This is a genomic window from Rhodococcus sp. Ni2 (genome assembly GCF_021352185.1).
Taxonomy (GTDB): domain Bacteria; phylum Actinomycetota; class Actinomycetes; order Mycobacteriales; family Mycobacteriaceae; genus Rhodococcus_F; species Rhodococcus_F qingshengii.
The window spans coordinates 917,161-943,111 of the sequence record NZ_WOXZ01000002.1; the positions used below are offsets into that span (position 1 = coordinate 917,161).

The window sequence follows — 25,951 nt, forward strand, 5'->3', positions numbered from 1 at the left end:
GGAGGGGTTTCGAGCAAATTTGATCCCGCTCAGCGGTCCGTTCGGATTCTACGAAACCAGCAAATGACCAGTGATTGTTAGACTTCGGGCATGTCCGAACCTGATGACGTGTCCCGAGGACTTCCCGCTACCAGCTGGGCAGTGCTCGGGATGCTGACGTTCGGGGAGGAGCTGACCGGAAACGATTTGAAGAAGTGGGCTGACTGGAGTGTCGGCTTCTTCTATTGGAGCCCGTCCATCAGCCAGGTGTACGCAGAACTGAAGAAGCTCGAAAGCATCGGGTTCGTGGAGTCCCGGGTCGTCTCCGAACCGGGGGTGCGAGGCAAGCGCCTTTACTCCATTACTCAGTCAGGAACCGACGCCGTCCGGACGTGGTCACGGGAGGCACCGGTGGAAGTTCCGGTGCTCAAGCACGGCGTGATGTTGCGTCTGTGGATGGGACACCTCAACGAGCCCGAGCGACTGAAGGCGCTGGTGGAAGCCCACATCGCCAATGTCGAAGAGCAGATTCGACGCGCGAAACTCCACGCAGATCATGCCGAGAACGAGCCGGCCTGGTCGTTCCCGGTCATGACGTTGCGATGGTCGGAACGGTACTTCCGAGCCGAGATCGAACTTGCTCGCGAACTGCTCGACGACATCGATCGTGCGACCGCCGAGTTCGCGAACGTCGCCGAGCACGACCGACTGGGATCACCGTTGCCCTCGACGCCTGGCAAATGGAAGAACGTCGAGGAGTACGTGTTGGCGCTCGAGCAAGCCGGGCTCACCGGCAACGGTTCGAGTATCTGAGTCAGGCCCCGGCTGCGGTCGGCATGTTGCGCAGCAGATGACGACGTTGCAAAGTCGGAGTGACGCTCAGCGATCCGCCGTCGATGCCTCGCCAAATGGCAGCGGCCGCCATACGGACCGGCGCTGCGCTGACGTGGTCGAGGCGGAGGGCCTTCGACGGCGCGCAGATGGATACCGCGGCGACGGCGCGGCCGATGGGGCCGATCGGTGCCGCAAGACAGCTGAATCCCGGTAGGCCGTTTCCGGATTCGAAGGCAACCCCGGACTCGCGGATTCTGGCGAGGTGGGGCAGTGCGTAGCCCGAGGACTTCGGCGAACCGAACGCGAGCAGTGCCTGACCGATCGCAGTGGTCTCGGCGCGGCGTCGACCACCGACACGCGTCGGCACTGCGGCGGCGAGGCGTCCGCCGATCTTCTCCATGTAGACCACATCGGGCCCGTCGAGGATGCCGAGGTGAACCACGAATCCGGTGACTCGGTAGAGCTCATGGAGAAGGGGCATGGCTGCAGCGTGGAGGCGGTCCTGATGAACCGCGAGCGATCCCAGTTCGACGAGGCGCATACCGAGTTCGTAGTCACGGCCGTCGCGACGCAGCCAACGCATCGAGACAAGACGTTCGAGCATGCGGTGGGCAGACGAGCGGGGAAGGCCCGTGCTCCGAACGACTTGAGCGAGCGTCAACCTGCCGGGACCGTCGAAGGCGTCGAGAACCAGCGAGACGCGATCGAGAATTGCTGTCGGGGCCGAATCGGCGCCTAAAGCATCCACAGCCTGCAGTGTCATCGTGTACCTCACTTCTCTTAGAGCTCCACAACCAGTGAACTGGCTATTTCAATTAGAAATAGTGTCATAGAGTTACGGATTTGTGAAGTGGATCACCGGTCTGTTTTCGGGCGCGTCGCGGTGGAAATGACGAGGGGGTTTGCGCGAATGCTCGCGCAAACCCCCTCGTCATTTAACTACTGGCAGGTATTACATCGCCACCGGCAGGTATTGATCGCCACCGGCAGGTATTGATCGCCACCGGCGGGTACTACATAGCTGCCAGTGGTTCGCTTCCGGACCAGTCGTGGCCCCAGTAGCTGTCAGCGGTGATCTCCTCGGAGGAGTACGAGTCCTGATCCACCCTCGCGCCCTCGGTGCCGAACTCGATGTCCCAGCCGCCGGGTGCGCGGACGTAGAAGGAGATCATCTTGTCGTTGGTGTGACGACCCAGGGTCGACGACACGGAGAATCCGTCCTTCATCACGCGGTCGAGTGCCTGGCCGACGGCGTCGAGGGTGTCAACCTCGACCATGATGTGAATCAGGCCGGGTGCGCCGCCGTGCGGTGCCGGGCACAGGGCCAAGCTGTGGTGACGCTCGTTGACGCCCATGAAACGGATTCGCAGCGGCCCGAATTCAGGCGGGGCCGGCAGGCGGAAGGCGCCGCGCGGGTAGAAGCCGAGCACCTCGGTGTAGAAGTCGAAGCTCGCAGCACTGTCCATGACGGGGAGTACGACGTGGCCGAGACCCTGTGAGCCGGTGACGAATCGAGCGCCGAAGGGCGTCACCACGGGGCTGTGGTCGAGGATCGCTCCGTGGAAGACCTCGATGGCTGCTCCGCCGGGATCGGTGAAGGCGATGACCTCTTCGACCCGTCGAGCATCTGCTTCGGCGAGCGAAAGCTGCTCGACCTCGGTGCCGTTCTTTTCGAGTGCTTCTTGAACGCGGCGCAGTGCGGCGTGGTCGGCGACCTCCCAACCGATGTTGACGATCTCGTCGCGCTCACCCTCGACGACGACGATGCGAGCAGCACGCTCGTCGAGTCGTAGGTAGAGCGCGTTCTCGTCCGGCCCACTGCCCTTGGCGAAGCCGAGGACGTCGAAAGCGAAAGTGCGCCAACGTGCCATGTCGTTGGTCGAGATCTTGACGTAGCCAAGTCCCTTGATGTCGGTGCGTGTCATCGTGTCTTTTTCCTGTCGATTTCTTGTGTCGAAGTCTGATCAGATCATCGCCCGCAGCGGACCCTGCGGGTCTGCGCCGAGACGGCTCAGTGATGCGGCGTGGAAAACGGTGCTCGGCACGTGAATTGCGTGATGCTGTCCAGCATGAGCATCGCGCCAGAATCGCTGAAGCGGCTTGTCCATCCGCAATGCGTTGCCACCGCAGCGTGGGTAGACCTGATCGATTGCGTTGACGGCGCGCCAGGCGGCCTGTACCTGAGTCTGACGCCCCTCCGCGCGCTGCTCGAAGGTCACTTCCTTGCCAGCGTCCACTCGATCGCACATGCGGTCGACGTTGGCAAGCAGGGTGTCGCGCGCAGCCCGGATGTCGGCGGTTGCCTGACCGATGGCGAACAAGGTGTACGGGTCGTCCTTGATCGCCGTGCCCTGCGCGTTGATGCGATCGGCTTGGTACTCGTTGGCGTGGAAGAGCATTCCCTCGCAGATGCCGATCGTGGCGGCGGTGATTCCGAGGGGGAAAATGTTCGACCACGGCATGAGGTACAGCGTCTCGGTGCGCCCGTACTTGCGCACTGCCGTGCCGTCGATGACCTCGTCGCAGTCCATGACGCGGTAATCGGGGACATACGCATCCTTGACTACGAGATCCTTGGAGCCGGTGCCGCGAAGTCCCATGACATCCCACGAGTCTTCGATGATCTCGTAGTCGGTGCGCGGAATGATCACATGGAGCATGCGCGGCGGCATCTCCATGTTGCCGTCCTTGTCACACGCCATCGCGCCGAGGAATGCCCAGTCGCAATGGTCGGTACCGGAGGAGAACTGCCAGCGACCGGAGAACTTGTAGCCGCCGTCGGTGGGGATACACATTCCGCCGGGCATGTACGGCGATGCCATCCAGGTGTCGGGATCGGATCCCCAGATCTCCTGCTGCACCTTGGGATCCGCGAACGCGAGTTGCCACGGGTGAACTCCGACGATCCCGTGGACCCAGCCGGCCGACGGGTTCAGTGAAGCCATCCGCATGACGGTTTCGGCGAATTCGCGCGGATGCGCCTCCATGCCGCCATGTTCCTTGGGCTGCAGCATGCGGATGGAACCGATTGCCTTCATCTTCTTGGCGGTGTCGTCGGCCACCCGGCCGATCCGCTCGGCCTCGATGCCTTCGGCGAAGATGTCGTCGGCCATCGCGTTGATCTGTTCGAGCACTTCGTACGTCATGTTGTTCCTTGCATCCAGTCTGTTTGTCTCAGCAGTGTTTTCGACTGCGGATCAGGAGGTTGTCTCGAGTGCCTGGGCGTCGCGTGCGGCAACGTTTTCGGCGACTTCCCGCTTCCAGCTCTCCACTGCGCGGGTGGTGTCGATCTCGAATTCGAAGCGCTTCGTCATGTCTTCCGTGACATTCTCGACGTCGGTGTAGAACTGGTTGTACCAGCGACGCAACTGGTAAACCGGGCCGTCCTCCTCGGAGAGCAGGGGGTTGTCGATCGGAGCTTTGTTCTTCCAGATCTCCACGTCCTGAAGGAATCCCATCTCGACGCCCTCGGTGAACTGCGCGGCCATCGCGGCAGTGGACTCGTCGTCCATACCGGGTAGCTTCTTGACCATCGCGCCGTACTGCAGGACGAACGCATTGTTCGAGATCGGGTAGTGGCAGTTGATCAGGACGGTCTCGATGATCTGCCCGTTGGCTTCGCTCTTGATCCAGTCGATCATGTACGACGGTCCGAAATATGAAGCATCCGAACGGAGCACAGCGTTGGGATCGCCGTAGTTGGTGCCGCTGATGACGTCCTCACGTCCCACCGATTCCATGTACTGGCTCGCGACATGACCTTCGAAGATGTTCTTGAAGTACTTGGGGAACGAGTAGTGAACGTAGAAGAAGTGGGCCATGTCCACGACGTTGTCCACGATTTCGCGGCAATGAGAGCCTTCGATGGTGAGCGTGTTCCAGCTCCAGGCGCTCCACTCATCGCTTCCGAAGCCCTCGATGTCGGGGATCGTGACCTCGGCGGGCGGGGGATTTCCCTGGGGATCGTGCCAGACGAACAGCTGACCGTTCTTCTCGAGAGTGATCCATGCCCGCGTCTTGGCCAGCGGCGGAACGCGTCGTGCGTAGGGGATCGCCGTACATTTTCCGTTACCGCCCCAACGCCAGTCGTGGAACGGGCAGGCGATCGAATCGCCCTTGACGGTTCCGTGAGCAAGGTTGCCACCCATGTGGCGGCAGTAGGCGTCGAGAATCTTGATGTCGCCCTTGCTGTCGGCGAAGACGACAAGGCTGGTGCCGAATGCCTCGATCTGGTGGGGCTGACCGTCGCGATAGGTATTGCTCAGTCCGAGGCAGTGCCATCCACGTGCGAACCGTGCGGGAGGCGCTGCCGCTTCGATTTCTCGAATTTCCTCGCCGGCGCCCGTCTGCGTCGGGGTGTCCGTAGTGGTGAGTGGGCCGGTTCCGAGTGCCATGTCTTCCTCCGAGCCGCGTCTTGCGACGCTCCAGTGATGTGATCCGTCTCATACAACGACGAAGCGTCCGCTGGAGATACGGCAGTTCCCGCTGGATGGAACGCCTACTCGGTGACCTGCAGAGATTCAGCTCGCGAGTGTCGCCACATCGTCGATCGCGTAAGTCGCCCAGGCCCGGGCAGTGACGACCCCAGCGGGATCGGTGGCGACCAGAGCTACGTCGGCCACGCTCTCGTGGTCCTTCTCGTACGTCGCGAGCACTGTCACGGAGCAGTGCAGATCTGTTCCCGTGGAAGTCGCGGTGGAACGTCCGCGGAAGCGTCGTAGTGACGCCGAGCCGTAACGACGAGCAGCGAAATCAGCAAGGGCGGCAACGGGATCGGTTCCGGTGCCCGCTGTCGGGACTTCCCGGACGAAGACCTCGGCCACCAGATGTCCGGTCTGGTCGTGGTATTCGGTGATCCGCTCGAGTGTCGAACTCAACGCCCTCACGGATCCGGTGAGCAGTGCGCCGGGATCGGGGCGTCCGAAGAACACGACGTCCTGCTCGACGACGGCCCCGTCGGGTGCCGAGCGCACGGTGCCGTACAACGAGTCGAAATCGGAGAGGAGCGTGGTGGCAGTACGCGGAGCAGTTGCCGTGAAGTGGGCGGTACCGAGGTTGGTAGTCATGACACTCTCCGTTGGACGCGACCGAGACGCTGTCGTCTCGGTGGGTACATCGACGCTAACCACCGCTCACGCGGGTGACGACGGGCTTCCCGCTGATCGGGAGCATTCTCGGATTCGATCGAAGAGGTGGAACCTGTTCCAGTTTTGTGCAATTCTGGATATCGTATCCGTGACCGGGAGCACATCTCGATGACTGCACGCGCCGAGCAGAAGGAAGACCAGATGACAGACGAGTTCGCTGACCTGCACCGACCGGTATACGGTCCGGACCTGCTCATCACCGCTCTGGAACGCAATCACGACAAGCCCGCGCTGTACCTCGGCGACGTGATCCTCACCGGCGGTCAGATGCGCGATCAGATCAGCTGCTTCGCCCAGGCGCTCGCGTCTTTGGGAATCACTCAGGGCACCAGCACCGCGATGCTGTCGAAGAATCGCCCCGAGGTTCTGATCAGTATGGGCGCGACCATGATCACCGGCTGCCGGGCGAGCGCCTTGAACCCGATGGGATCGCTCGACGACCACAAGTACATCGTCGACGACGCCGAGATCGAGACGCTGATCTTCGATCCCAATGCCTTCGAAGAGCGCGCCGCCGAGTTGAAGGCGTCGTCACCCTCGTTGACCAACGTGCTCTCGATGGGGCCGTCCGAGGTTGGAATCGACATCCTCGCGCTGGCTGCCACGTTCGAGCCCGCGCCGCTGAAGGCAGCGCACGTCGACGCCGAAGACGCCAGCAGCATGGTGTACACCGGTGGAACGACCGGCAAGCCCAAAGGTGTTGTCGGATCCTTCCGTTCGGGTGCTGCGCTCAATCAGATCCAGATGTCGGAGTGGCAGTGGCCCGAGGACAACCGCTTCCTCATCTGCACGCCACTCTCACACGCAGGTGCAGCGTTCTTCATCCCGACCTTGCTGCGCGGCGGTGCGTTGATCGTCCTGCCTGCCTTCGAGCCAGGTGCTGTGCTCGAAGCGATCGAGAAGCACAAGATCACGGCAACCATGTTGGTGCCCACCATGATCTACATGCTCATGGACCACCCCGATCTGCCCAAGCGGGACGTCTCGAGTTTGCAGACGCTGTTTTACGGAGCGTCCGCGATGTCTCCCGCCAGACTGCAGGAGGGCATCAAGAAGTTCGGTCAGATCTTCTTCCAGTTCTACGGTCAGACCGAGTGCGGCATGACTATCTCGGTGCTGCGCAAGGAAGAACACCTCGCCGACGATCCGGCCCGCCTCGCCACGTGTGGGCGTCCGGTGCCGTGGCTCGACGTCCGGTTGCTCGACGACGACCTCAACGAGGTGCCGCAGGGAGAACTCGGTGAGATCTGCGTCCGTGGCCCGCTGATCATGAAGGGCTACTGGAAGAAGCCGGCCGAAACCGCCGAGGCGTTCCGGGGTGGTTGGCTGCACACCGGCGACATCGCGCGCAAGGACAAGGACGGGTTCATGTCCATCGTCGATCGCAAGAAGGACATGATCGTGACCGGTGGTTTCAACGTGTTCCCCCGCGAAATCGAAGACGTGATCTCGGCGCATCCGTCCGTCGCGTCGGTGGCGGTAGTCGGTGTGCCCGACGACAAGTGGGGCGAAGCCGTCAAGGCCTGTGTCGTACTTCGTGCCGGACTGACCGTCGACACCGAGGAACTGGTCGACAAGGTGAAGGCAGCCAAGGGTTCGGTTCACGCTCCCAAGAGCATCGACTTCGTGGAATCACTCCCGCTGACACCGCTGGGCAAGCTGGACAAGAAGGCGCTGCGCGCGCGGTACTGGGAGACCAGCGCCCGCGCGGTCTAGGAACCAGCGTCGTGTAGCGAAGGGTCAGCGTTTCCAGACGTAACGACGTTCCGGGCGGCCCACCACTCCGTATTTCAGCGAAGTGGTGGACCGCCCGGTTTCGTAGAGGTATTCGAGGTAGCGCCTCGCGCTCGCGCGTGAGATGCCGACCCTCTCGGAAATGTCTGTGGCCGAGGCGGGTTCGGTTTCGTCTCGTAGTGCTGCCTCGACCAGCTGAAGGGTCTCAGGACTGAGTCCTTTCGGTAGACCCTTGAGGGACGACGCCGTTGTCGCGCCACCTGCCACGCCGAAAGCCTCGTCCACCGCCTCCTGTTCTGCCTCGCCGGAGCTGTCGAGGTTTGCGTATGTCGATCGGTAACGCTCGAGACGCTCACGGAGAACCTCGAACGTGAAGGGCTTCATCAGGTAATGCACGACGCCGCTGCGCAGCGCTTTCTTGACCGAGCCGGCCTCGCGCTCACTAGTGATGACAAGAACATCCAGCTCCGGTGCCAGCTCGCGAAACGGGGCGATCAGATCGAGTCCGGTGGTGCCAGGCAGGTGGACGTCGAGAAGCACCAGGTCGGGTTGCAACTCACCGACTGCGGCCAGCGCGGTCTCGGCCGAATGGGCAACGCCGCACACTTCGAAACCGTCTATCCGTGAGACGAATCCGCTGTGCACCTTCGCCACCATGAAGTCGTCGTCGACCACCAGTACCCGGATCATGCGCCCTCTCCGTCGTGTAGGACTGCGCTGAAGACAGTCCACTCGATGTCCTCTGCCGAACGAGTGCTCACGGTGACGTCGCCGCCCCGCCGACGACACGTCAGGCGCACCAGCGCCAAACCGAAACCGTGTCCGTCGCTCGATTGTCCCTTGGTGCTCCAACCCTGGCCGAACACCCTGTCGCGATTCTCCGGCGCGATACCGGGGCCGGCGTCCTCGACCCGCACTTCGACCGCGGTGCCACGGCCCCGAATCGACAACCGAACCTTGCGGCGCGCGGCTTCCGGCATCTCACCGACGGCGTCGATGGCATTGTCGACGAGGTTTCCGACCACTGTCACGAGATCTCGTCCGAGTCTGCGGTCCACCGTCTCCAGATGTGTGTCCGCCGCCAGCTCGACCGTGACCAACCCCTGTGCAGCAGCACCTATCTTGGCGATCACGAGTGCGGCGGTGCCGACGTCGGCGATCTTCTCGGTCACGGTCGCGCTGACCTGCGCGCGCTCCATGGTCAGACCCTCGACGTAGCCGACCACCTCGTCGTATTCGCCGAGCTGGATGAGGCCGGAGATGGTGTGCAGTTGATTGTCGAACTCGTGGATGTGGGCGCGTAGTGCGTCGGTGCTGGTTTTGGTCACGTCGAGTTCTTCTTCCACGGAGCGCAATTCGGTGCGGTCGCGGAAAGTGGTGACCGACCCGATGGTGCGGCCTTTCGATTCGATCAAGACGGTGTTGAGGACGAGCAGGCGATCGCCGACAAGAACCAACTGATCGGATTCGGTTGTGCCGGAGGTCAGTACACTCTGGAGGCGGTCGTCGAGACCGAGGTCCCGCACCGATCTACCGGCGCTGCCGCGTGGGATGTCGAGGAGTTGGTGGGCACTGTCGCTCATCAGCACCACCTTTCCCTGCGCGTCGAATGCGATGACGCCTTCCTTGAGACCGCGCAGCATTGCTTCACGTTGGCGAACCAGGTCCAGGATCTCGCCGGCTTCCATGCCGAGGGTTTGCCGTTTTACCCTGCGGGCCAACAGGATCGACCCGACGCCGCCGAGAAGGGATGCCACCGCGAGGTATACCAGGAGATTCGGTGCAGACTGCAGCAGCCGTGTCCAGATCGAGGGGTACTCGATGCCGACGATCGCGGTTCCGGTAATCGCTCCTTCGCTGCCGAGAATCGGAACGTGCGCCTCCACGGCCTTGCCGGAGGGCGTGTCGACCAAACCCGTCCACGACCGATCCTCCGTCTGACGTGCGTCGATGCCGACATCACCGGGACGCGTCGAAATGACGACACTGCCGTCGGCGTCGGCAAGCGAGACGTAGGTGACGCCCGAGATGGCGCGTACCGAGTCGACCGAACCTTGTAGTCCGGAGCGGAGGCGGGTCTGCGCCTGGGGGAGTAGCTCGCGTACTGCCGGATTGGCTGCGAGCGATTCCGCTGCCGAGAGTGCGCGACGTCCCTCCTCGCGTTGGAAACTCGCGGACGACTGCGCGAGGGAGAGGGCGGTGACGCACACGAGAACTGCAACGACGATCAGAAGTTGCAGTTCGAGAAGTTGTGTCGCCAGAGTGTGCCGGCGGCGAAACAGCCGGGCAAACAGAGACGACTTGCTCTCTCGCTCCGCCTGCTCGTTTCCTGAGGACACCAGCCAGACCCTAGCCTTCAGTTCGATGCCGGGAAAGCGGCCGTTCGTGAGCACAATGAGCACAAATCAATTTGCTTTCCCAATGGTGACCCCAGTCACAAAGTGCGTCAGTATGAAACCTGTTCACACATCGGTACCGGCAGACAAGGACGAAGCCATGAGCACATCGAAGGGGCTGAGCAGGCATATCGCCCTGCTCGGTGCCTGCGCGATGACTCTCGTGCTCTCGACCGGATGCACTCCGGTCGAGTCCTTCTTCGCCGGTGGCCGAGCGGGTGAGAGTTCCGAAGAACTGCGCGTACTGGTGCCCTCGGTGGCCGGTGGTGGTTACGACCTGACCGCCCGGACCATGGTGCAAGCACTGGCCGACGAAGGGACCGTCGACGCCGACGTCGTTGTGCTGCCCGGATCGGGCGGCATCGTCGGACTCAACCGGTTGGCTCTCGAAAGCGGGAATCCCGACCTACTCATGGTCATGGGGCTCGGAGTTCTCGGTTCGCTCGAGATACTGCCGTCCGAGCACACACTTGCCGACGTGACACCGATTGCGAGACTGGTCGAAGAACCGGAAGCGCTACTGGTTCCAGCAGATTCACCGTACAAAACTCTCGCCGATCTGACGCAGGCCTGGGTGGCGGATCCGTCGTCGATCTCGATCGGCGGTGGTTCGAGTGAAGGTGGACCGGACGGGTTGTTCCGCCTTCTGTTCGCACGGGCGGTCGGCGTCGATCCGTCGCGCTCCCCGTACCGCATCTACGACGGCGGCGGCGAACTGCTTCCCGCACTGCTCACGAGGCAGGTCGACGTAGCCGCCACCGGTATCGGTGAATACCTCGATCAGATTGCGGCAGGCACGGTTCGGGTCCTTGCGGTCAGTTCGCCGGCCCGTACCCCGGCGGTGGATGCGCCCACGATGGCGGAGTCTGGCGTCGACGTCACGTTCACCAATTGGCGGGGTCTCATGGCGCCGCCGGGCCTGACGGACGATCAGCGTCAGCACTTGCAGAATTTGGTGCGGGATCTGGCGGCAAGCCCGCGCTGGAACGAGCTGTCTCGCCGAAACGGTTGGAACAGTGCAGTTCTCACCGAACCCGAGTTCTCCGCATTCCTCACCGATCAATCCCGGTTCGTCGACGCAACACTCGATCCGCCCGGCATCAACTGAGCACTACCGAAGTTTCGTTTCACCTCCACGAAGGTCACCGGCTCGATTTGCCGTGCCGTTTTTCTCGGCAATTCAGCACTAAAGGAGTTCATCATGCTCGTCACACTCGGCTTCCTCATGGTTGCGGTGTTCATGTTCCTGATCCTCACCAAACGCGCGACCCCGGTGGTGGGACTGACTCTGGTTCCGGTGGCCTTCGGACTACTTGCCGGGGCCGGCCTCGGAATCGGCGACATGATCACCGACGGCATCAAGTCGCTCGCACCCACTGCGGCACTGTTGTTCTTCGCGATCATCTTCTTCGGAATCATGATCGACGTCGGACTCTTCGATCCGCTGGTCAAGCTCATCCTACGGATGGTGCGTGACGATCCGATGCGGCTCGTGGTCGGAACCGCAGTGCTCGCGATGGTGGTCTCGCTGGACGGAGACGGTTCGACGACCTTCATCATCGTGACCTCGGCGCTGCTTCCGCTCTACCTCAAACTCGGTGTCAGTCCCGTCGTTCTGACGGTGATCGCCGGCCTGTCCAACGCGACGATGAACATCATTCCGTGGGGCGGCCCGACCGTCCGGGCCGCGAGCGCGCTGGGACTCTCGCCCTCCGACGTGTTCGTGCCGATGGTGCCGTCGTTGATCGTCGGCCTGATCATGGTGCTCGGATTCGCGATTCACCTCGGGATCATGGAGCGCCGCAGGATCGGGACTTTGGTCCTGACTTCTGAGCGCATCCTCGAAAAGGTCGGAAACGGTGGAAGTTCCAGCACCGGTAGCGCCGGCACCGGCGGCTCGAAAGACTCCGAGGACGACGGCGGCGACACCGGACGATTCATCGACGGCCTCGACCCCAAGCGGGACACCTTGCGGCCGAAATTGCTCTGGTTCAACGCTGCGCTGACGACGATCCTTCTCGTCGTACTCGTGATGGACATCCTGCCCATCCCGGTGCTGTTCATGATCGCGTCGTCGATCGCCCTCGCGGTGAACTTCCCGGCGGTCAAGGATCAAGGTGAAGCAATCGCACGCCATTCGTCGAGCATCGTCTCGGTGGTCGCGATGGTGCTGGCAGCAGCGGTGCTGACCGGCGTTTTCCAGGGAACCGGCATGGTCGAGGCGATGGCAGAGTGGCTGCTTCAGGTCATCCCCGACGCGATGGGCCCGCACCTCGCCGTCATCACGGGCGTCCTGAGTATCCCGCTCACGTTCTTCATGACCAACGACGCGTTCTACTTCGGTGTGCTGCCGGTGCTGTCCGAGACTGCAGCGCAGTACGGCATCGAGCCGGTGGAGATGGCGCGCGCCTCGATCACCGGGCAGGCCGTGCACATGCAGAGCCCGCTGGTCCCGGCGATCCTGCTACTGGTCACACTCGCCGGTGTTTCTCTGGCGGATCACCACAAGAAGGTTCTGTGGCGAGCGGGCCTGATCTCGATCACGATGCTCGTGGTCGGCGTCGGATTGGGGCAGATCCCCTTCTGAGCGCGATCAGTTGTGGAAGGGGCACCGGCCTTGGTCGGTGCCCTTCTTCTTTTTTGTCACGAAATTGGGCCGGATGTCGAGATCGGGTTCGTCGTACAGGCGGTGGAACGTCGGCGTGAGCGAGCTGGACATGGGCGGGTTCACCCATGACCAGTCGGTCGGGCACTTGCGCCCGGCCTTGTCCTCACGCGCGATGTGATCGATGAATTGCTTTGCGACAGTGTGATGGTCGACCATGATGACGCCGGCCTTGCGGTAGCTGTGGATAACTGCACGGTTCAGTTCGACCAGTGCGCGGTCCTTCCAGAGCGTGCGGTCGTGGCTCATGTCGAGCTCCATCATCGCTCCGATGGTGGGTAACATGTTGTAGCGATCGGTGTCGCTGAAGTTGCGTGCGCCTACCTCGGTGCTGACGTACCAACCGCTGAACGGCGTGCAGGGATAAACGATTCCGCCGATGTCGAGGTTCATGTCCGAGACCGCAGGGACGGCATGCCATTTAAGCCCCAGATCAGCGAACCAGCTGTATTCGGGATGCTCGATCTCGACCTCGAGAATCAGGTCGGTCGGGACGTCGAAGTACTGCAGGGGTTCGTCGGGAACCGAAATCAGTACGGGGAGAACGTCGAACGGCGTACCGGCGCCCTTCCACCCCATCGCGGTGACCTGAGCAGTCAGATCGACGTGCCACGGGTCGCCCAGAATGGTGCCGTCAGGCTGCCGGTAGCCGGCGTAGCGGATCAGTTGCGGGCTGAGGATTCGGTACTCCTGACCGTCCTCGCGGGGGAGTGGCCCGACCGTCACGACCGACTGCAGAGCGCCGCCGTTGGTCGACAGTCGCAGGTGCTCCCAGCATGCTTCGGCGAGAGCGGAAGCCGTGACGGCATCGCGCGCGTCGATGAGTTTGAGGGTCCGCCAATGTGCGCGACCGACGCACCTGGCGTGGTTTCGCCACGCGAGTTTGGCGCCGACGAGCAATTCCTCCGCTGTGTGCGTGTAGGTGCCGGTCCGATGGAGTTCACGCAAGGCCTCACGCCGCCGAGACGTCGGGAGGTGGCCCAGTTCCGGAGAGTCGAAAAATTCGACGCACTCGAGTTCCCGACGTTGAAGCTCGGTCAGCGTCGGGGTAGTGGAGGCGATCTGGGACGTAAGCCCGCTATCGGTGGGCAATTCGTCCTGTCGAACAAAATCCACGGCACGACTCCTGTTTGGCTGGTTGAGATTTCGCTGAACGTTAGCTCGGCGATCGAGAGTGTCGAAGCTCTTGTTTATCTTGCACGCAAGAATAAGAAAGGGACGGTCACACCGCGAAATGGGGTCGCATTGTGACACTTGTCCAGAATGATTTACGAGTCAGACATTTGTGACATAAGCTGCAGACGAAATTCCGCGGCGGGTCTTGCCGCGTCTAGTCGGGACGAGGATGAGCGTGGATTCGCAAGCAATCTCTCTGGTCCGGTCGAGCTTCAAATCCGTCGCTGCGGTAGAAGATGGTCCGGAACGGCTCGCCCGTACCTTCTATTCGATCCTGTTCGCTCGATCGCCCGAAACCCGGGAGTTCTTTCCGGCAGCGATGGATGTGCAGCGTGACCGGCTTGTCAGCGCTATCGCTCACGTCGTCGAACGCCTCGACGAGTCCGACGCGATACTCGAGTACCTCGCGCAGCTCGGCCGCGATCACCGTAAGTACGGCGTCACCGACGAGCACTACACGGCAGTCGGCAATGCCCTGATCGAAGCACTCGAGACTTTCGGTGGCGCCGAAATGTGGACAGACGAGGTCGACAGCGCGTGGCGCAACGCGCTCGCGATCATCTCGGCAGCGATGATGGACGCCGCCAACGCGGAAGACGGTCCGCCCGCGTGGAGTGCCACGGTCATCGAATGCCGCCCGGTCATCAAGGGCGTCGCCGTCGTGCGGCTGCAACTCGACCAGACGATGGAGTACCGCGCCGGTCAGTACGTCAGCGTGCAGGTCGCTGCGAGGCCACGGATGTGGCGCTACCTCTCTCCGGCCACGCCGTACGACGGGACCGGAATCCTCGAGTTCCACATCCGCCAGGTCACCGGCGGGTGGGTCAGCCCGGTCATGGTGAACCAGACCGCTGTCGGTGACACCTGGGTGGTCGGTTCGCCCATCGGTGCCTTGGGGATTCCGGAGAACTCCAAGGACCTTCTGATGATCGCGTCGGGAACCGGAGTGGCTCCGCTGCGCGCTCAGATACTCGAGCTGATCCGACGCGGCAACACTCGCAAGGTCCAACTGTTCTACTCCGGACAGCATCCGTGCGATCTCTACGACCTTCCGCATCTGTGGAAGCTGGCCGAGAAGCACCCGTGGCTCACGATCATCCCGGTCTCGGAAGAAGACGAGAATCCGTGGTGGCACACCGAGTCGGAACCGCTGCCGCCGATCGGCATGGCAAGGCGCATCGTCGGCAAGGTCGGAAAGGTCGTGACCTCGTTCGGGGACTGGGCGGGCTACGACATCCAGGTCGTCGGCAGCGAATCCATGGTCAACAGCACCAAATTCAGGCTTCGCGCGGTGGGCATCGACGTCGACACCGTTCGCAACGACCCGACGTACTGACCGTCAGTACGGATCGAACTGAATGACCTCGGCCGGCGTTCCGGCCTCGATCAATCGATCACGCGTCGACCGAACCATGGCCGCCGATCCGCACACCAGGACCTGATGTTCGGTGAACGCACCGTACGACGCGACGACGTCGGCGAGCGTGCCTTCGATGAGATGATCGTCGCCGAATCCGATGTCGACGTTCAACCGGTCGAACCATCCGTCGGGCGGGCCGCCGTCGGAGAGATCTTCGACGACAGGAATGGGCTGCAACCACGGAAACTGGTCGGCGAGCAGCCACAGCATGTCCGCAGCGTAGAGATCACGAAGCGTTCGGCCACCGAAGAAGAGGTACACCTGCGGCGGGTTCGGGGTCTGAGCCAGATCGAAAATGATCGACCGGAGTGGGGCCAAACCGGTTCCGCCCGCGACCATGATGACGGTGGGGCCGTTCTCGTCGACGGACAGGTTGCCGCGCGGGTCGAGGATCTGCCAGACGTCACCAGGCTGGGTGTCCTTGACTATCGAACCGCTGACCCAACCACCGGGAACCGTCTTGACGTGAAACTCCAACTTCCCGTCGTGTGAGGGAGGCAGTGCGGGGGAGAGTCGACGGAGCAACCGCGAATTCTGCGGGACGCTGACGTCGACGTACTGGCCCGGTCGGAACGGGACGACGTCGCCGACAAGACGAACAACCGCCAGATCCTCACGGAGACGGTGATGTTCGACGACTGTGCTCGACCAGGTTCGCTGGGCCATGAAAGTTCTCCTGTAGTCAGTAGAGCGGGTCGTGCCGGATCTGGTCGAGCGGAGTTCCGCCGGCACGCAAGGCGTAGACGGTTGTCTTGATCATCGACGGTGACCCCGAGATCTGCACCTGACGGTCGGCCCACGAACCGAACTGCGCGACCACTTTTCCGATCGGTCCGATCAGCCGGCTGTGCATTCCGAACGGTGGTTCGAGCACCGGTCCGTTGTGCCACCAAGGGTTTTCGGGTTCTTCGGAAACCGGTACGACGGTCAACCACGGGTTGCTGAGCGAGATGTGCCAGAGGGTTTCGAGGTCGTAGAGATCGCACGGATAGCGGCCGCCGACGAACAGGTGCACGCGCGGGTTGTGCGCGCGTTGAGACATTTCCATCACCTGTGCCCGCAGTGGAGCGATACCGGTGCCGGACCCGATCATGAGAACGTCACGGTCGCTGGTGAAGTCGACCTCGAGACCGCCGAGGGGAGTGGACATGACCCAGCGGTCACCGACGTTGGTTTCGCTGACGATCGCGGGGCTGACCCATCCTCCCGACACCTTGCGGATGTGGAACTCGAGCTGACCGAAAGGGTTGGTCGGAATCGCCGGTGAGTAATACCTCCACATTTTCGGGCGCTGGGGAATCTGAACACCTACGTATTGCCCCGCCCCGTACGGAATGGGTGGGTCGGCTTCGAGGCGCACAATCGCCAGATCGTCGAGGACTCGTTCGTGGCTGACCACGGTTGCGCCCCAGAGCGCCGGGGTCGTATCGGATTCGGCGCCGTCGGCCATCGTGCCGACGACGAGGTCGGTGAACTGAGACCAGGCCTCGTCCAGCTCCGGCGTCCACTTGTAGCGGCTGTGCGCGCTCGTGCCGTACATCGACCGAACCGCGCGCTTCAGAGCGACGCCGGCGGCCTCGTAGTGCTCACGCTCGACGCCGTAGCGACGGTGGTCGCGGCCGAGTTGGGTGAGGAACTTCCGGATTCGGCGATGCTGGGGCAGATTCTTCACGACGAACTCGATGGCTCTGAAGAAACGGTGGCCCTGCGATTCCATCCCGGCCGGGAACAATGAGCGGTACAGAGGATGTTCCGCAAAGAGGCCGGTGTAGAACACTGCCGAGAAGTGCGCACGGCTCTCTTCGTCGTCGGTCAGGGAATCGAGGCTGGATTGCAGACGGGCGATCACTGTCGGATCCAATCCATCCCCCTTTCGCACCAGCTGCAACTCTCGCCACAATTCTAGTACGGCTGAAAATGTGACCTACGAAACCAACTCGGCCTGGCGAAAACAAACTTGAGCGGAATAGACTCAAGTTTGTCCGCGTTGAGCATATTGACACAGTCGCAATACCAACCGGTCGCGGCTCTTCCCGTTCGACTTCGCCAGAAAGGTGACAAGTGGACTCGTTCACACCAACAACCAAGACCCAGGCTGCGATGACGGCTGCACTGCAGTCGGCGTCGTCGGCGGGTAACCCCGATATCCGGCCTGCCCATCTGCTGGTCGCATTGCTCGACCAGACCGACGGCATCGCTGCCCCACTACTCAAAGCTGTAGGCGTCGACCCCACGGTCGTACACCGTGAAGCACAGGCAATCGTCGATCGCCTGCCCAAGACAACCGGCGCAAGCTCCACCCCGCAACTCGGGCGTGAGGCACTCGCGGCACTCACTGCTGCTCAGCACCTCGCCACCGAGATGGACGACGAATACGTCTCCACCGAGCACGTCCTCTACGGACTGGCCGGCGGCGACTCCGACGTCGCACAGTTGCTCGTACGGCACGGCGCCACCCAGGACGCATTGCGTGAAGCCTTCACCACCGTCCGCGGCAGCGCTCGCGTCACCAGCCCGGAGCCCGAAGGCACCTACCAAGCGCTGGAAAAGTACTCCACCGACCTCACCGAAGCTGCACGTAGCGGCAAGCTCGACCCGGTGATCGGTCGCGACACCGAGATTCGCCGTGTCGTGCAGGTGCTCTCGCGTCGTACCAAGAACAACCCGGTACTCATCGGTGAGCCCGGCGTCGGCAAGACCGCGATCGTGGAGGGCCTTGCCCAACGCATCGTCGCGGGTGACGTCCCGGAATCGCTGCGAGGCAAGACCGTCGTGTCCCTGGATCTCGGGTCCATGGTCGCCGGTGCCAAGTTCCGCGGTGAATTCGAAGAACGCCTCAAGGCTGTCCTCGACGACATCAAGAACAGTGCCGGACAGGTCATCACCTTCATCGACGAGTTGCACACCATCGTCGGCGCCGGAGCCACCGGTGAATCCGCGATGGACGCAGGCAACATGATCAAGCCGATGCTCGCCCGTGGTGAGCTGCGGCTGGTCGGTGCGACCACACTCGAGGAGTACCGCAAGTACATCGAGAAGGACGCAGCACTCGAGCGTCGTTTCCAGCAGGTGCTCGTCGGTGAGCCCTCGGTCGAGGACACCATCGGTATCCTGCGCGGCCTCAAGGAGCGCTACGAGGTGCACCACGGCGTGCGCATCACCGACTCCGCGTTGGTGGCGGCTGCCGCGCTGTCGGACCGCTACATCACGTCGCGGTTCCTGCCGGACAAGGCCATCGACCTCGTGGACGAAGCCGCATCGCGACTTCGTATGGAGATCGACTCGCGTCCCGTCGAGATCGACGAGGTGGAACGCACGGTTCGCCGACTCGAAATCGAAGAAGTGGCACTCGAGAAGGAAACCGACGACGCGTCCAAGGCTCGGCTCGAGAAGCTGCGTCAGGAACTCGCGGACGACCGCGAAAAGCTCAATCAGCTCAGCACCCGCTGGCAGAACGAAAAGCAGGCCATCGACTCGGTGCGCGTGCTGAAGGAACAGCTCGAAACCCTGCGAGGAGAGTCCGAACGCGCTGAGCGTGACGGCGATCTGGGCAAGGCAGCCGAGTTGCGCTACGGCCGTATCCCGGCGCTCGAGAAGGAACTGGAAGAGGCAGCAGCCGCTTCCGGAGCTGCCTCCGACGGTGACGTGATGCTCAAGGAAGAGGTCGGGCCCGACGACGTCGCAGACGTGGTCGCAGCCTGGACCGGAATCCCCGCCGGCCGGATGATGGAAGGCGAAACCGAGAAGCTACTCCGCATGGAGTCCGAACTCGGCAAGCGCGTCGTCGGCCAGACCGACGCCGTCGTCGCCGTCTCGGATGCGGTTCGCCGCGCCCGAGCAGGTGTCGCCGACCCCAATCGGCCCACCGGTTCCTTCCTGTTCCTCGGCCCGACCGGCGTCGGTAAGACGGAGCTCGCCAAAGCCTTGGCGGACTTCCTCTTCGACGACGAGCGCGCGATGATCCGCATCGACATGAGCGAATACGGTGAGAAGCACTCGGTGGCCCGACTCGTCGGTGCTCCTCCGGGATACGTCGGCTACGAAGCCGGTGGCCAGCTCACCGAAGCAGTTCGACGACGCCCGTACTCGGTGGTCCTCTTCGACGAGGTCGAGAAGGCACACCCCGACGTGTTCGACGTCTTGCTCGCAGTACTCGACGAAGGCCGACTGACCGACGGTCAAGGCCGCACGGTGGACTTCCGCAACACCATCTTGATCCTGACCTCCAACCTGGGATCCGGTGGCACGCGGGAGCAGGTCATGGATGCGGTACGCCACGCGTTCAAGCCGGAGTTCATCAACCGTCTCGACGACGTGGTCATCTTCGACTCGCTCTCCGAGGAGCAGTTGGAGCACATCGTGGACATCCAGCTCGAGCAGTTGCAGAAGCGTCTGGCTGCGCGTCGTCTCACCCTCGAGGTGAACGGTGCGGCTCGGATGTGGCTCGCAGTGCGCGGCTACGACCCGCTGTACGGCGCTCGGCCATTGCGTCGACTCGTTCAGCAGTCGATCGGCGACCAGCTCGCCAAGCTGCTCCTGGCCGGCAAGGTCCAGGACGGCGACACCGTGCACGTCGGTGTCAGCGAGGACGCGGATCAGTTGGTTCTCTCCTGATTCGGTAAGCGGAATGCCCCGTCGATCCACTTGGATCGGCGGGGCATTCGCATTTTGTTCTACCCTGGATGGCTGGATGCTCGAACCGGGGACGAGTGCACCCGCGCCTCTCCGAACGACTCCGACGCTCTTTCGTCCCAACCGAAGGTGAGCCAGGCATGACCGATCAGAACGATCCGCGTAACTCGGGTGGGCCGCGCCGTGAGGATCCCGAGGCGACCGAGGTGTGGGGGCGTACGCCCGACCAGCCGACGGAGCAGTACGGGACGGTGTCCGGCCAGAATCCGAACCAGCCGACGGAGTATTTCGGTCAGCAGCCGGGGGCACAGCAGTATCCGGGGGCACAGCAGTATCCCTACGGCGGACCGGATCAGAACACGGAGTACTTGGGGCAGCAGGGGCAGCAGCCGAATCCCACTCAGGCGTTCCCTGCCTACAACCCGCAGTTCGATCCGCAGGCGCCGCCGCCTGGTGCGACGCAGGCCTATCCGCCGTACACCGCTCAGCAGTACGGGAACCCGGATCAGTACGGGAACACGCAGCAGTACGGAAATACACAGCAGTATCCGGTTGCCGGTGGTGGCGGTGGAGTTCCGCCGGAACAGCCGTTCATCGACGATGGATCGTCGGGCGGCGGTAAGAAGCGCAAGCTCGCGACGTGGGTGGCCGCCGGTGTGGTCGGGATCCTGGTCGCCGTGATCGCGATCATCGCGTTCTCGGCGTTCGGCTCGAACGACAAGGGCACCCAGACCGCTTTCGTTCCCCCGACCACCACGACGCAGGCGCCGACCACGACACCGCCGAAGGCCAGCACCACGGCGCCGACTCCGACGACGGATTCTCCGCTCAGCCAGCTTCCAGGCGGGCTCGGCGAAGTCATCGGTGACGCCGGGGGAGCCGTCGGCACCGTGAAGTCGAACGACGGCGGCACGTTGGTCATCGATTCGATCGGGGGTTCGCAGGTGACGATTCTGACCACAGCGGACACCACGCTCATCGCGCTCAACCGCGCCACCATCGCCGATCTGCAACCGGGAGACAACATCGTCGTCGACGGCACGCCGGTGGAGAACGGCACGATGACCGCCAACACGATCCTGAGTACGTCGCTGCCGAAGTTCGGCAACTGAGTCGTTCACGACACATCGGGCGAGTCCACCAGGGTGTCGCGGGAGGTTGAGGCCGCGAGTCGCTACCCTGGAGGGTGATGACTGGAATGTGGTTCGGACTGGCAGCAATTGCACTCGCAGGCGCGGGTGCGCTTCTGTACGTCGACAGGACGAGGCGAGATCAATCCGGCCGAGTGCGTCAGATCTGGGCCAAGGCGCAGGGTTACACGTACACGGCCACTGACGATCAGCTGGCAGGCGAATGGCACCGCGCGGTCATGGCCAAGCAGGACTACCTCACTGCTACCGACGTCGTCCGCGGCCGCCGTCGCGGAGAGCAGTTCGTGCTGTTCGACCTGGAGGAGACCGCAACCATCGTGGCTGTTCGCCGCGAGATCGGGTCGGACGTCGACATCGATCTTCGGTTGAAGTCGACGGCTCCGCCCAAGGACGGCGACCTGAACCTGTTGGGTGCGATCGGTTCACGAGTCGTCTTCGCGACCGATCTCGAGATCGCACGTCGTGTCTGTGATCAGCGCATGGTGGCGTTCACCGAATCGGTTCCGCCGTCGATCAGCATGCTGTGGAGCGAAGGGCAGTGGACGCTCGGTTCGCTTCCGGTGACCAGTAACGGCCGGGACTGGGACGCGGCAATCGAGTCGGTTGCGCGCCTGTCCGGCATTCTGCATGTCCTGCCTCCCGTCACCGATCCCAACGAACTCGAGGTCGATCACGATCCGAGCCGCCCGCGGCCGGGCGCCGAGAAGTCTCGCCCAACTCCGGATCCGGTAGAACAGCCCCGTTCGCGTCAAGAGCAGCCGCCCCGTGACGCTCCGCCGCGTGAATTTGCCCCGCGTGAGTCCGCACCGCGTGAGCCCGCACCGCGGGAGCCCGCACCGCGGGAATCTGCGCCACGTCCGGATCAATCGCTGCGCAAGCCCGAGGCGGCTGACAAGCCGGCTCAGCGTCCGGCGTCGCAGCGCTCGGGCACAATTCGCCCGGTCGACTGACCTTTAAGGTTCCCGTCCAGGCGCGATAACCACTAGCGTGGCCGGTATGTCGACTTCCCACTCGGATCGCCCTGTGCGTCCCGTTGCCCTGGTGACCGGACCCACCTCTGGTCTCGGCGCCGGTTTCGCCAAGAAATACGCCTCCCTCGGATACGACCTGGTTCTCGTCGCACGTGACGAGGTCAGATTGCACGACCTCGCGTCCGAGTTGAAGACGATGTTCGGCACCGAGTCGGAGATTCTGGTTGCCGATCTCGCATCGGAGGCCGGACGCGACACGGTCGCGCTTCGTTTGGAGAAGGGCGTCGAGGTGTTGGTGAACAACGCCGGATTCGGTACCTCCGGCGAGTTCTGGACCGCCGATCCGGCGCTTCTTCAGTCTCAACTCGACGTCAACGTCACCGCCGTGATGCGGCTGACCCGTGCGGCGCTGCCCAGCATGATCGCGTCGGCGCACGGAACGATTGTCAACGTGGCGAGCGTCGCGGGCCTGCTGTCCGGGCGGGGTTCGACGTATTCGGCAAGCAAGGCCTATGTCATCTCGTTCACCGAAGGGCTGTCCGGCGGGTTGGCCGGGACGGGAGTGCGCGTGCAGGCGCTGTGCCCGGGCTTCATTCGCACCGAGTTCCACGAGCGCGCGGGCATCGAGATGTCCACGATCCCCAAGCCGATGTGGCTGAGCGTCGACCAGGTGGTTGCGGCGTCGATGAAGGATCTCGGTGACGACAAGGTCATCAGTATTCCGGGATTCCAGTACAAGGTCCTCACGACGGCCGGGCGTCTCGTTCCCAAGGGGCTGGTTCGCCGGCTGACCAACATCGTCGGACGTGGCCGCGGGCGGACGTAGCCCAGAGGCGGAAGCCGGACGTAGCCCAGAGGCAGAAGCCGAACACAAGGCAGTGGTCGGTAGGCTGAGCACTCATGAGCGATCGTGAGGATTTGGCTGCGCTGGTGCGCGAATTGGCTGTTGTACACGGAAAGGTGACGTTGTCCTCGGGCAAGGAAGCCGATTACTACGTCGACCTTCGCCGCGCGACACTTCACCACAAGGCAGCGCCGCTGATCGGCTCGCTGCTGCGTGAACTGGTCGCGGACTGGGATTTCGACGCCGTCGGCGGTTTGACGATGGGCGCCGACCCGGTTGCCATGGCGGTGATGCACGCTCCCGGCCGACCGATCGATGCGTTTGTCGTCCGCAAGGCCGCGAAGGCCCACGGGATGCAGCGCCAGATCGAGGGCCCGGACATCGTCGGCAAGCGTGTCCTGGTTGTCGAGGACACGACCACGACGGGCAATTCGCCGTTGACAGCAGTGAAGGCCCTGCGCGAGGCAGGGGCCACCGTGGTCGGAGTCGCTACGGTCGTCGATCGCGCGACGGGTGCGGATGCGGTGATCGGTGCCGAGGGCGTCGAGTACCGCTCGCTGCTGGGCCTGGAAGATCTGAACCTGAGCTGACGCCCCGTGAGTGGTTAAGGAGTCCCTGCGCTCCTCAACCACTCACAGGGGTCAGTCGCCTACGGTGACGGCGAGTGCTTCGTCGACGCTGTGCGGCGCGGGATCGTGGTCGTCGACGTGAGCGAGAACCTTACGTCCGCTCGACAGGACGAATACGGCGGCGAGGGTGAGCACCGCGCCGACCCAGAACGGCATGTGGACGTTGGATTCGCCGAGCTTGCCGGCTACCCACGGAGCAGCGGCGCCGCCGACGAATCGAACGAAGCTGTAAGCAGCCGAGGCGGTCGACCGCTCCACGGGAGCTGAGATCATGACGGTTTCGGTGATGAGTGTGTTGTTCACGCCGAGGAACAAACCGGCGAGGACGACACCGACGATCAAGACGATCTTGTTCTCGGTGAAGAGCGCCATCATGCCCAGGTCGAGTGCGAACAGGGTCAGTGCCAGCATCATCATCGGCAGGGTGCCGAAGCGTCGTTGCAGGCGAGGGGCGAGGAAAACCGACGAGATCGCCAGCATCAGGCCCCAACCGAAGAAGATGAATCCGATCGGGTACGCCCCCATGTCGAGGGGGAACGGCGTGTACGCGAGCAGCGTGAAGAATCCGTAGTTGTAGAGCAGCGCGGTGATGGCAACGGTGAGTAGCCCGCGGTGCCGCAACGCCTGGAAGGGCGCAGCGATGGACGTGTGGTGTTCGGGCTTGGGTGCGCTCGGAAGCATCACCACGATGAGAATGAAGGCGACCGCCATCAGGGCTGCGACGCCGAAGAACGGTGCGCGCCAGCTGATGTCACCGAGAACTCCGCCGACCAGCGGTCCGACTGCGATACCGATGCCCAATGCAGCCTCGTACAGGATGATCGCCCGTGCCACGCCGCCGCTGGCCGCGCCGACGATTGCCGCGAGCGCCGTTGCGATGAACAGTGCATTGCCGAGTCCCCAGCCCGCACGGAATCCGACGATCTGGCCGATGGTGCTGGAAGCGCCTGCCAGAGAAGCGAACACGATGATGATGGCAAGGCCTGCAAGAAGTGTTTTCTTGGCGCCGATGCGGCTGGACACCACACCGGTGATGAGCATGGCCACGCCGGTGACGAGCATGTAGCTGGTGAACAGCAGCGAAACCTGCGACGGTGTGGCGTCGAGTTGTTCGCCGATCGGTTTGAGGATCGGATCGACCAATCCGATGCCCATGAAGGCGATGACGCTGGCAAAGGCTACCGCCCACACCGCTTTCGGTTGTTTCAGGAGGCTCGGCGGAGCCTCGTTCTGGTGCGTTGATGTCGCGGTCGTGTTGCTCACGGCCACCTCCTTTTTCAGTGGTGGGTGTTTCAGCTGGGATCGGAAGTCTTGATGATGGACCGCAATTCGGCCAATCCGTCGGCCAGTTTCTTGATCTGCTCGGGCCCGAGTTCGACGAAGTGGGGGACTAGAGCGTCGGCGATCTCGTTTCGACCGTCGTTCAAGATCTTTCGGCCCTTGTCCGTCATGGCCACTCGAACTGCCCGGGCGTCCTCGGGGTCGGCGCGGCGTTCGACGTAACCGTTCTCGCCGAGTTTGCGCAGTAGTGCAGTGGCAGAGGGCTGCGAGCTTCTGTCGAGTCGAGCGAAGTCGCTGATCCGCATTTCGCCGTATTCCTCGAGTAACGAGAGTGCGCGCAGCCAGGCGCGTGGGTACTGATCGGACGCGAAGGAGCCTGCCAGCTTCGCGAAGCGGTGCGTATTGCTCACGAGGTCGACGAGTAGTTCGTGCAGTTGCTGTTCTTCGTCTGTCACGAAGAATATTATTGCATAGGTTAACTATGTAAATCAACGAGTCCGTGGAAGGTGGTCCGTCACGGCGGTGGCTACCAGCGACGGCACATCGAGGTCGGGTGCGACGAGTGCGAGGCTTCGATTTGCCGCCAGCACTGCGATGCCGTGGGTTCCGGTCCAGATGTTCAACGCAGATGTGGTGGGATCGGAGGCGTCGGCCTCTTCGGTCAGGGATTGCAGGGCGGCGAAGAGTGGGAGAGAAGACTCTCGGAGGTTGCTGCCTGCGCCCTCGAGGAGGTCGTGGCGAAACATCAACTCGAACATCGCCGGTCGCTCCTGGGCGAATGACACGTATTCGATTGCTGCCGAGATCAATCGGCTACGAGCGGATTGTTTGCCGGCGAGGACGGGATCGAGTCTGTCGGCGAGATCGCGCAGGCCGTGTGAGGCAATTGCGGCTAGCAGGCTGTTGTGGGTCGGAAAGTATCTCCGCGGGGCGCCGTGCGACACGCCCGCCCGACGCGCTATCTCCCGTAGCGTCAGTTCTGTGGCGCCGTCGGCATCGAGAATCTCGACGCCGGTGGCGACGAGTGTTTCGCGAAGGCTGCTGACAGTCATGGAAGACAGTGTCTACTATTCTCGTCGTAGACACTGTCTA

At 62.9% G+C, this 25,951-nt stretch carries 23 protein-coding genes; 10 read left to right on the top strand and 13 right to left on the bottom strand.

Annotation, left to right across the window (positions count from 1 at the left end; translation table 11 throughout):
* The first annotated feature begins 90 nt into the window (after positions 1-90).
* Positions 91-792 (top strand): PadR family transcriptional regulator, encoded by a 702-nt coding sequence (locus tag GN300_RS17825; RefSeq protein ID WP_003944324.1) that lies wholly within the window; start codon positions 91-93, stop codon positions 790-792.
* Between the two features lies 1 nt (position 793).
* Here GN300_RS17825 and GN300_RS17830 read toward each other — a convergent pair whose 3' ends face one another.
* The 5 genes from GN300_RS17830 to GN300_RS17850 form a co-directional block, all read right to left on the bottom strand.
* Entirely contained in the window at positions 794-1,576 is a 783-nt protein-coding gene (locus tag GN300_RS17830) for an IclR family transcriptional regulator (RefSeq protein WP_007726735.1), read from the bottom strand.
* Between the two features lie 250 nt (positions 1,577-1,826).
* Positions 1,827-2,738 carry a biphenyl-2,3-diol 1,2-dioxygenase gene (gene bphC / locus GN300_RS17835; RefSeq protein WP_007726736.1) on the bottom strand — a complete coding sequence of 304 codons (912 nt, stop codon included), beginning with the start codon at positions 2,736-2,738 and terminating at the stop codon, positions 1,827-1,829.
* 39 nt (positions 2,739-2,777) lie between these two features.
* Positions 2,778-3,959, bottom strand: a complete 1,182-nt coding sequence (locus GN300_RS17840) for an acyl-CoA dehydrogenase family protein (protein ID WP_063314845.1) — start codon at positions 3,957-3,959, stop codon at positions 2,778-2,780.
* Between the two features lie 51 nt (positions 3,960-4,010).
* On the bottom strand, positions 4,011-5,207 hold the full coding sequence (locus tag GN300_RS17845; RefSeq protein ID WP_058038551.1) for a Rieske 2Fe-2S domain-containing protein: 1,197 nt from the start codon (positions 5,205-5,207) through the stop codon (positions 4,011-4,013).
* 126 nt (positions 5,208-5,333) lie between these two features.
* Entirely contained in the window at positions 5,334-5,879 is a 546-nt protein-coding gene (locus GN300_RS17850) for a hypothetical protein (protein WP_063314844.1), read from the bottom strand.
* A 222-nt stretch (positions 5,880-6,101) separates the two neighbouring features.
* On the opposite strand from GN300_RS17850, the gene GN300_RS17855 reads away from it, so the two are divergent.
* Positions 6,102-7,676, top strand: a complete 1,575-nt coding sequence (locus GN300_RS17855; RefSeq protein ID WP_039972740.1) for an AMP-binding protein — start codon at positions 6,102-6,104, stop codon at positions 7,674-7,676.
* A 24-nt stretch (positions 7,677-7,700) separates the two neighbouring features.
* Here the strand turns inward: GN300_RS17855 and GN300_RS17860 are convergent, their stop codons facing one another.
* Together GN300_RS17860 and GN300_RS17865 are read right to left on the bottom strand one after the other, a co-directional pair.
* Positions 7,701-8,384 carry a response regulator gene (locus GN300_RS17860; RefSeq protein WP_003944308.1) on the bottom strand — a complete coding sequence of 228 codons (684 nt, stop codon included), beginning with the start codon at positions 8,382-8,384 and terminating at the stop codon, positions 7,701-7,703.
* Positions 8,381-10,033 (bottom strand): ATP-binding protein, encoded by a 1,653-nt coding sequence (locus tag GN300_RS17865; protein ID WP_223304623.1) that lies wholly within the window; start codon positions 10,031-10,033, stop codon positions 8,381-8,383. Before GN300_RS17865 ends, GN300_RS17860 begins: the two co-directional genes overlap by 4 nt.
* Before the next feature lie 112 nt (positions 10,034-10,145).
* Between GN300_RS17865 and GN300_RS17870 the strand changes: the two genes are divergently transcribed.
* On the top strand, positions 10,146-11,198 hold the full coding sequence (locus GN300_RS17870) for a tripartite tricarboxylate transporter substrate binding protein (protein WP_063315135.1): 1,053 nt from the start codon (positions 10,146-10,148) through the stop codon (positions 11,196-11,198).
* Positions 11,199-11,291: 93 nt separating this feature from the next.
* A complete protein-coding gene (locus GN300_RS17875; protein WP_063314843.1) occupies positions 11,292-12,677 on the top strand; it encodes a CitMHS family transporter in 1,386 nt (461 codons plus the stop codon).
* 6 nt (positions 12,678-12,683) lie between these two features.
* On the opposite strand, the gene GN300_RS17880 is transcribed toward GN300_RS17875, so the two are convergent.
* Entirely contained in the window at positions 12,684-13,871 is a 1,188-nt protein-coding gene (locus tag GN300_RS17880) for a nitric oxide synthase oxygenase (RefSeq protein ID WP_082845667.1), read from the bottom strand.
* Positions 13,872-14,106: 235 nt separating this feature from the next.
* Between GN300_RS17880 and GN300_RS17885 the strand changes: the two genes are divergently transcribed.
* Positions 14,107-15,267 (top strand): globin domain-containing protein, encoded by a 1,161-nt coding sequence (locus GN300_RS17885; RefSeq protein WP_063315133.1) that lies wholly within the window; start codon positions 14,107-14,109, stop codon positions 15,265-15,267.
* Between the two features lie 3 nt (positions 15,268-15,270).
* On the opposite strand, the gene GN300_RS17890 is transcribed toward GN300_RS17885, so the two are convergent.
* Both GN300_RS17890 and GN300_RS17895 read right to left on the bottom strand, forming a co-directional pair.
* Complete coding sequence (locus GN300_RS17890; RefSeq protein WP_063314842.1) at positions 15,271-16,017, bottom strand: FAD-binding oxidoreductase; 747 nt, start codon at positions 16,015-16,017, stop codon at positions 15,271-15,273.
* 16 nt (positions 16,018-16,033) lie between these two features.
* Positions 16,034-17,230, bottom strand: a complete 1,197-nt coding sequence (locus GN300_RS17895) for an FAD-binding oxidoreductase (protein ID WP_007726748.1) — start codon at positions 17,228-17,230, stop codon at positions 16,034-16,036.
* 182 nt (positions 17,231-17,412) lie between these two features.
* Here GN300_RS17895 and clpB point away from each other — a divergent pair, with 182 nt between their 5' ends.
* The 5 genes from clpB to pyrE all read left to right on the top strand — a co-directional run bounded on the left by clpB (position 17,413) and on the right by pyrE (position 23,539).
* The gene (gene clpB / locus GN300_RS17900; RefSeq protein WP_007726750.1) at positions 17,413-19,965 is read left to right on the top strand and encodes an ATP-dependent chaperone ClpB; all 2,553 of its coding nucleotides are present in this window, start codon (positions 17,413-17,415) and stop codon (positions 19,963-19,965) included.
* Between the two features lie 158 nt (positions 19,966-20,123).
* The gene (locus tag GN300_RS17905) at positions 20,124-21,095 is read left to right on the top strand and encodes a hypothetical protein (protein ID WP_042452195.1); all 972 of its coding nucleotides are present in this window, start codon (positions 20,124-20,126) and stop codon (positions 21,093-21,095) included.
* A gap of 86 nt (positions 21,096-21,181) precedes the next feature.
* Positions 21,182-22,084, top strand: a complete 903-nt coding sequence (locus GN300_RS17910; protein ID WP_063315132.1) for a hypothetical protein — start codon at positions 21,182-21,184, stop codon at positions 22,082-22,084.
* 46 nt (positions 22,085-22,130) lie between these two features.
* Entirely contained in the window at positions 22,131-22,931 is an 801-nt protein-coding gene (locus GN300_RS17915; RefSeq protein WP_037131478.1) for an SDR family oxidoreductase, read from the top strand.
* Between the two features lie 74 nt (positions 22,932-23,005).
* Positions 23,006-23,539: an orotate phosphoribosyltransferase gene (gene pyrE / locus GN300_RS17920; RefSeq protein WP_003944385.1), complete on the top strand. Its 534-nt coding sequence runs from the start codon at positions 23,006-23,008 to the stop codon at positions 23,537-23,539.
* A gap of 51 nt (positions 23,540-23,590) precedes the next feature.
* Here the strand turns inward: pyrE and GN300_RS17925 are convergent, their stop codons facing one another.
* The 3 genes from GN300_RS17925 to GN300_RS17935 are packed head-to-tail and all read right to left on the bottom strand — an operon-like array spanning position 23,591 to position 25,911.
* A complete protein-coding gene (locus tag GN300_RS17925; RefSeq protein ID WP_003944384.1) occupies positions 23,591-24,847 on the bottom strand; it encodes an MFS transporter in 1,257 nt (418 codons plus the stop codon).
* A 23-nt stretch (positions 24,848-24,870) separates the two neighbouring features.
* On the bottom strand, positions 24,871-25,314 hold the full coding sequence (locus GN300_RS17930) for a MarR family winged helix-turn-helix transcriptional regulator (protein WP_003944339.1): 444 nt from the start codon (positions 25,312-25,314) through the stop codon (positions 24,871-24,873).
* 33 nt (positions 25,315-25,347) lie between these two features.
* On the bottom strand, positions 25,348-25,911 hold the full coding sequence (locus GN300_RS17935; RefSeq protein ID WP_007726755.1) for a TetR/AcrR family transcriptional regulator: 564 nt from the start codon (positions 25,909-25,911) through the stop codon (positions 25,348-25,350).
* Positions 25,912-25,951 lie beyond the last annotated feature (40 nt).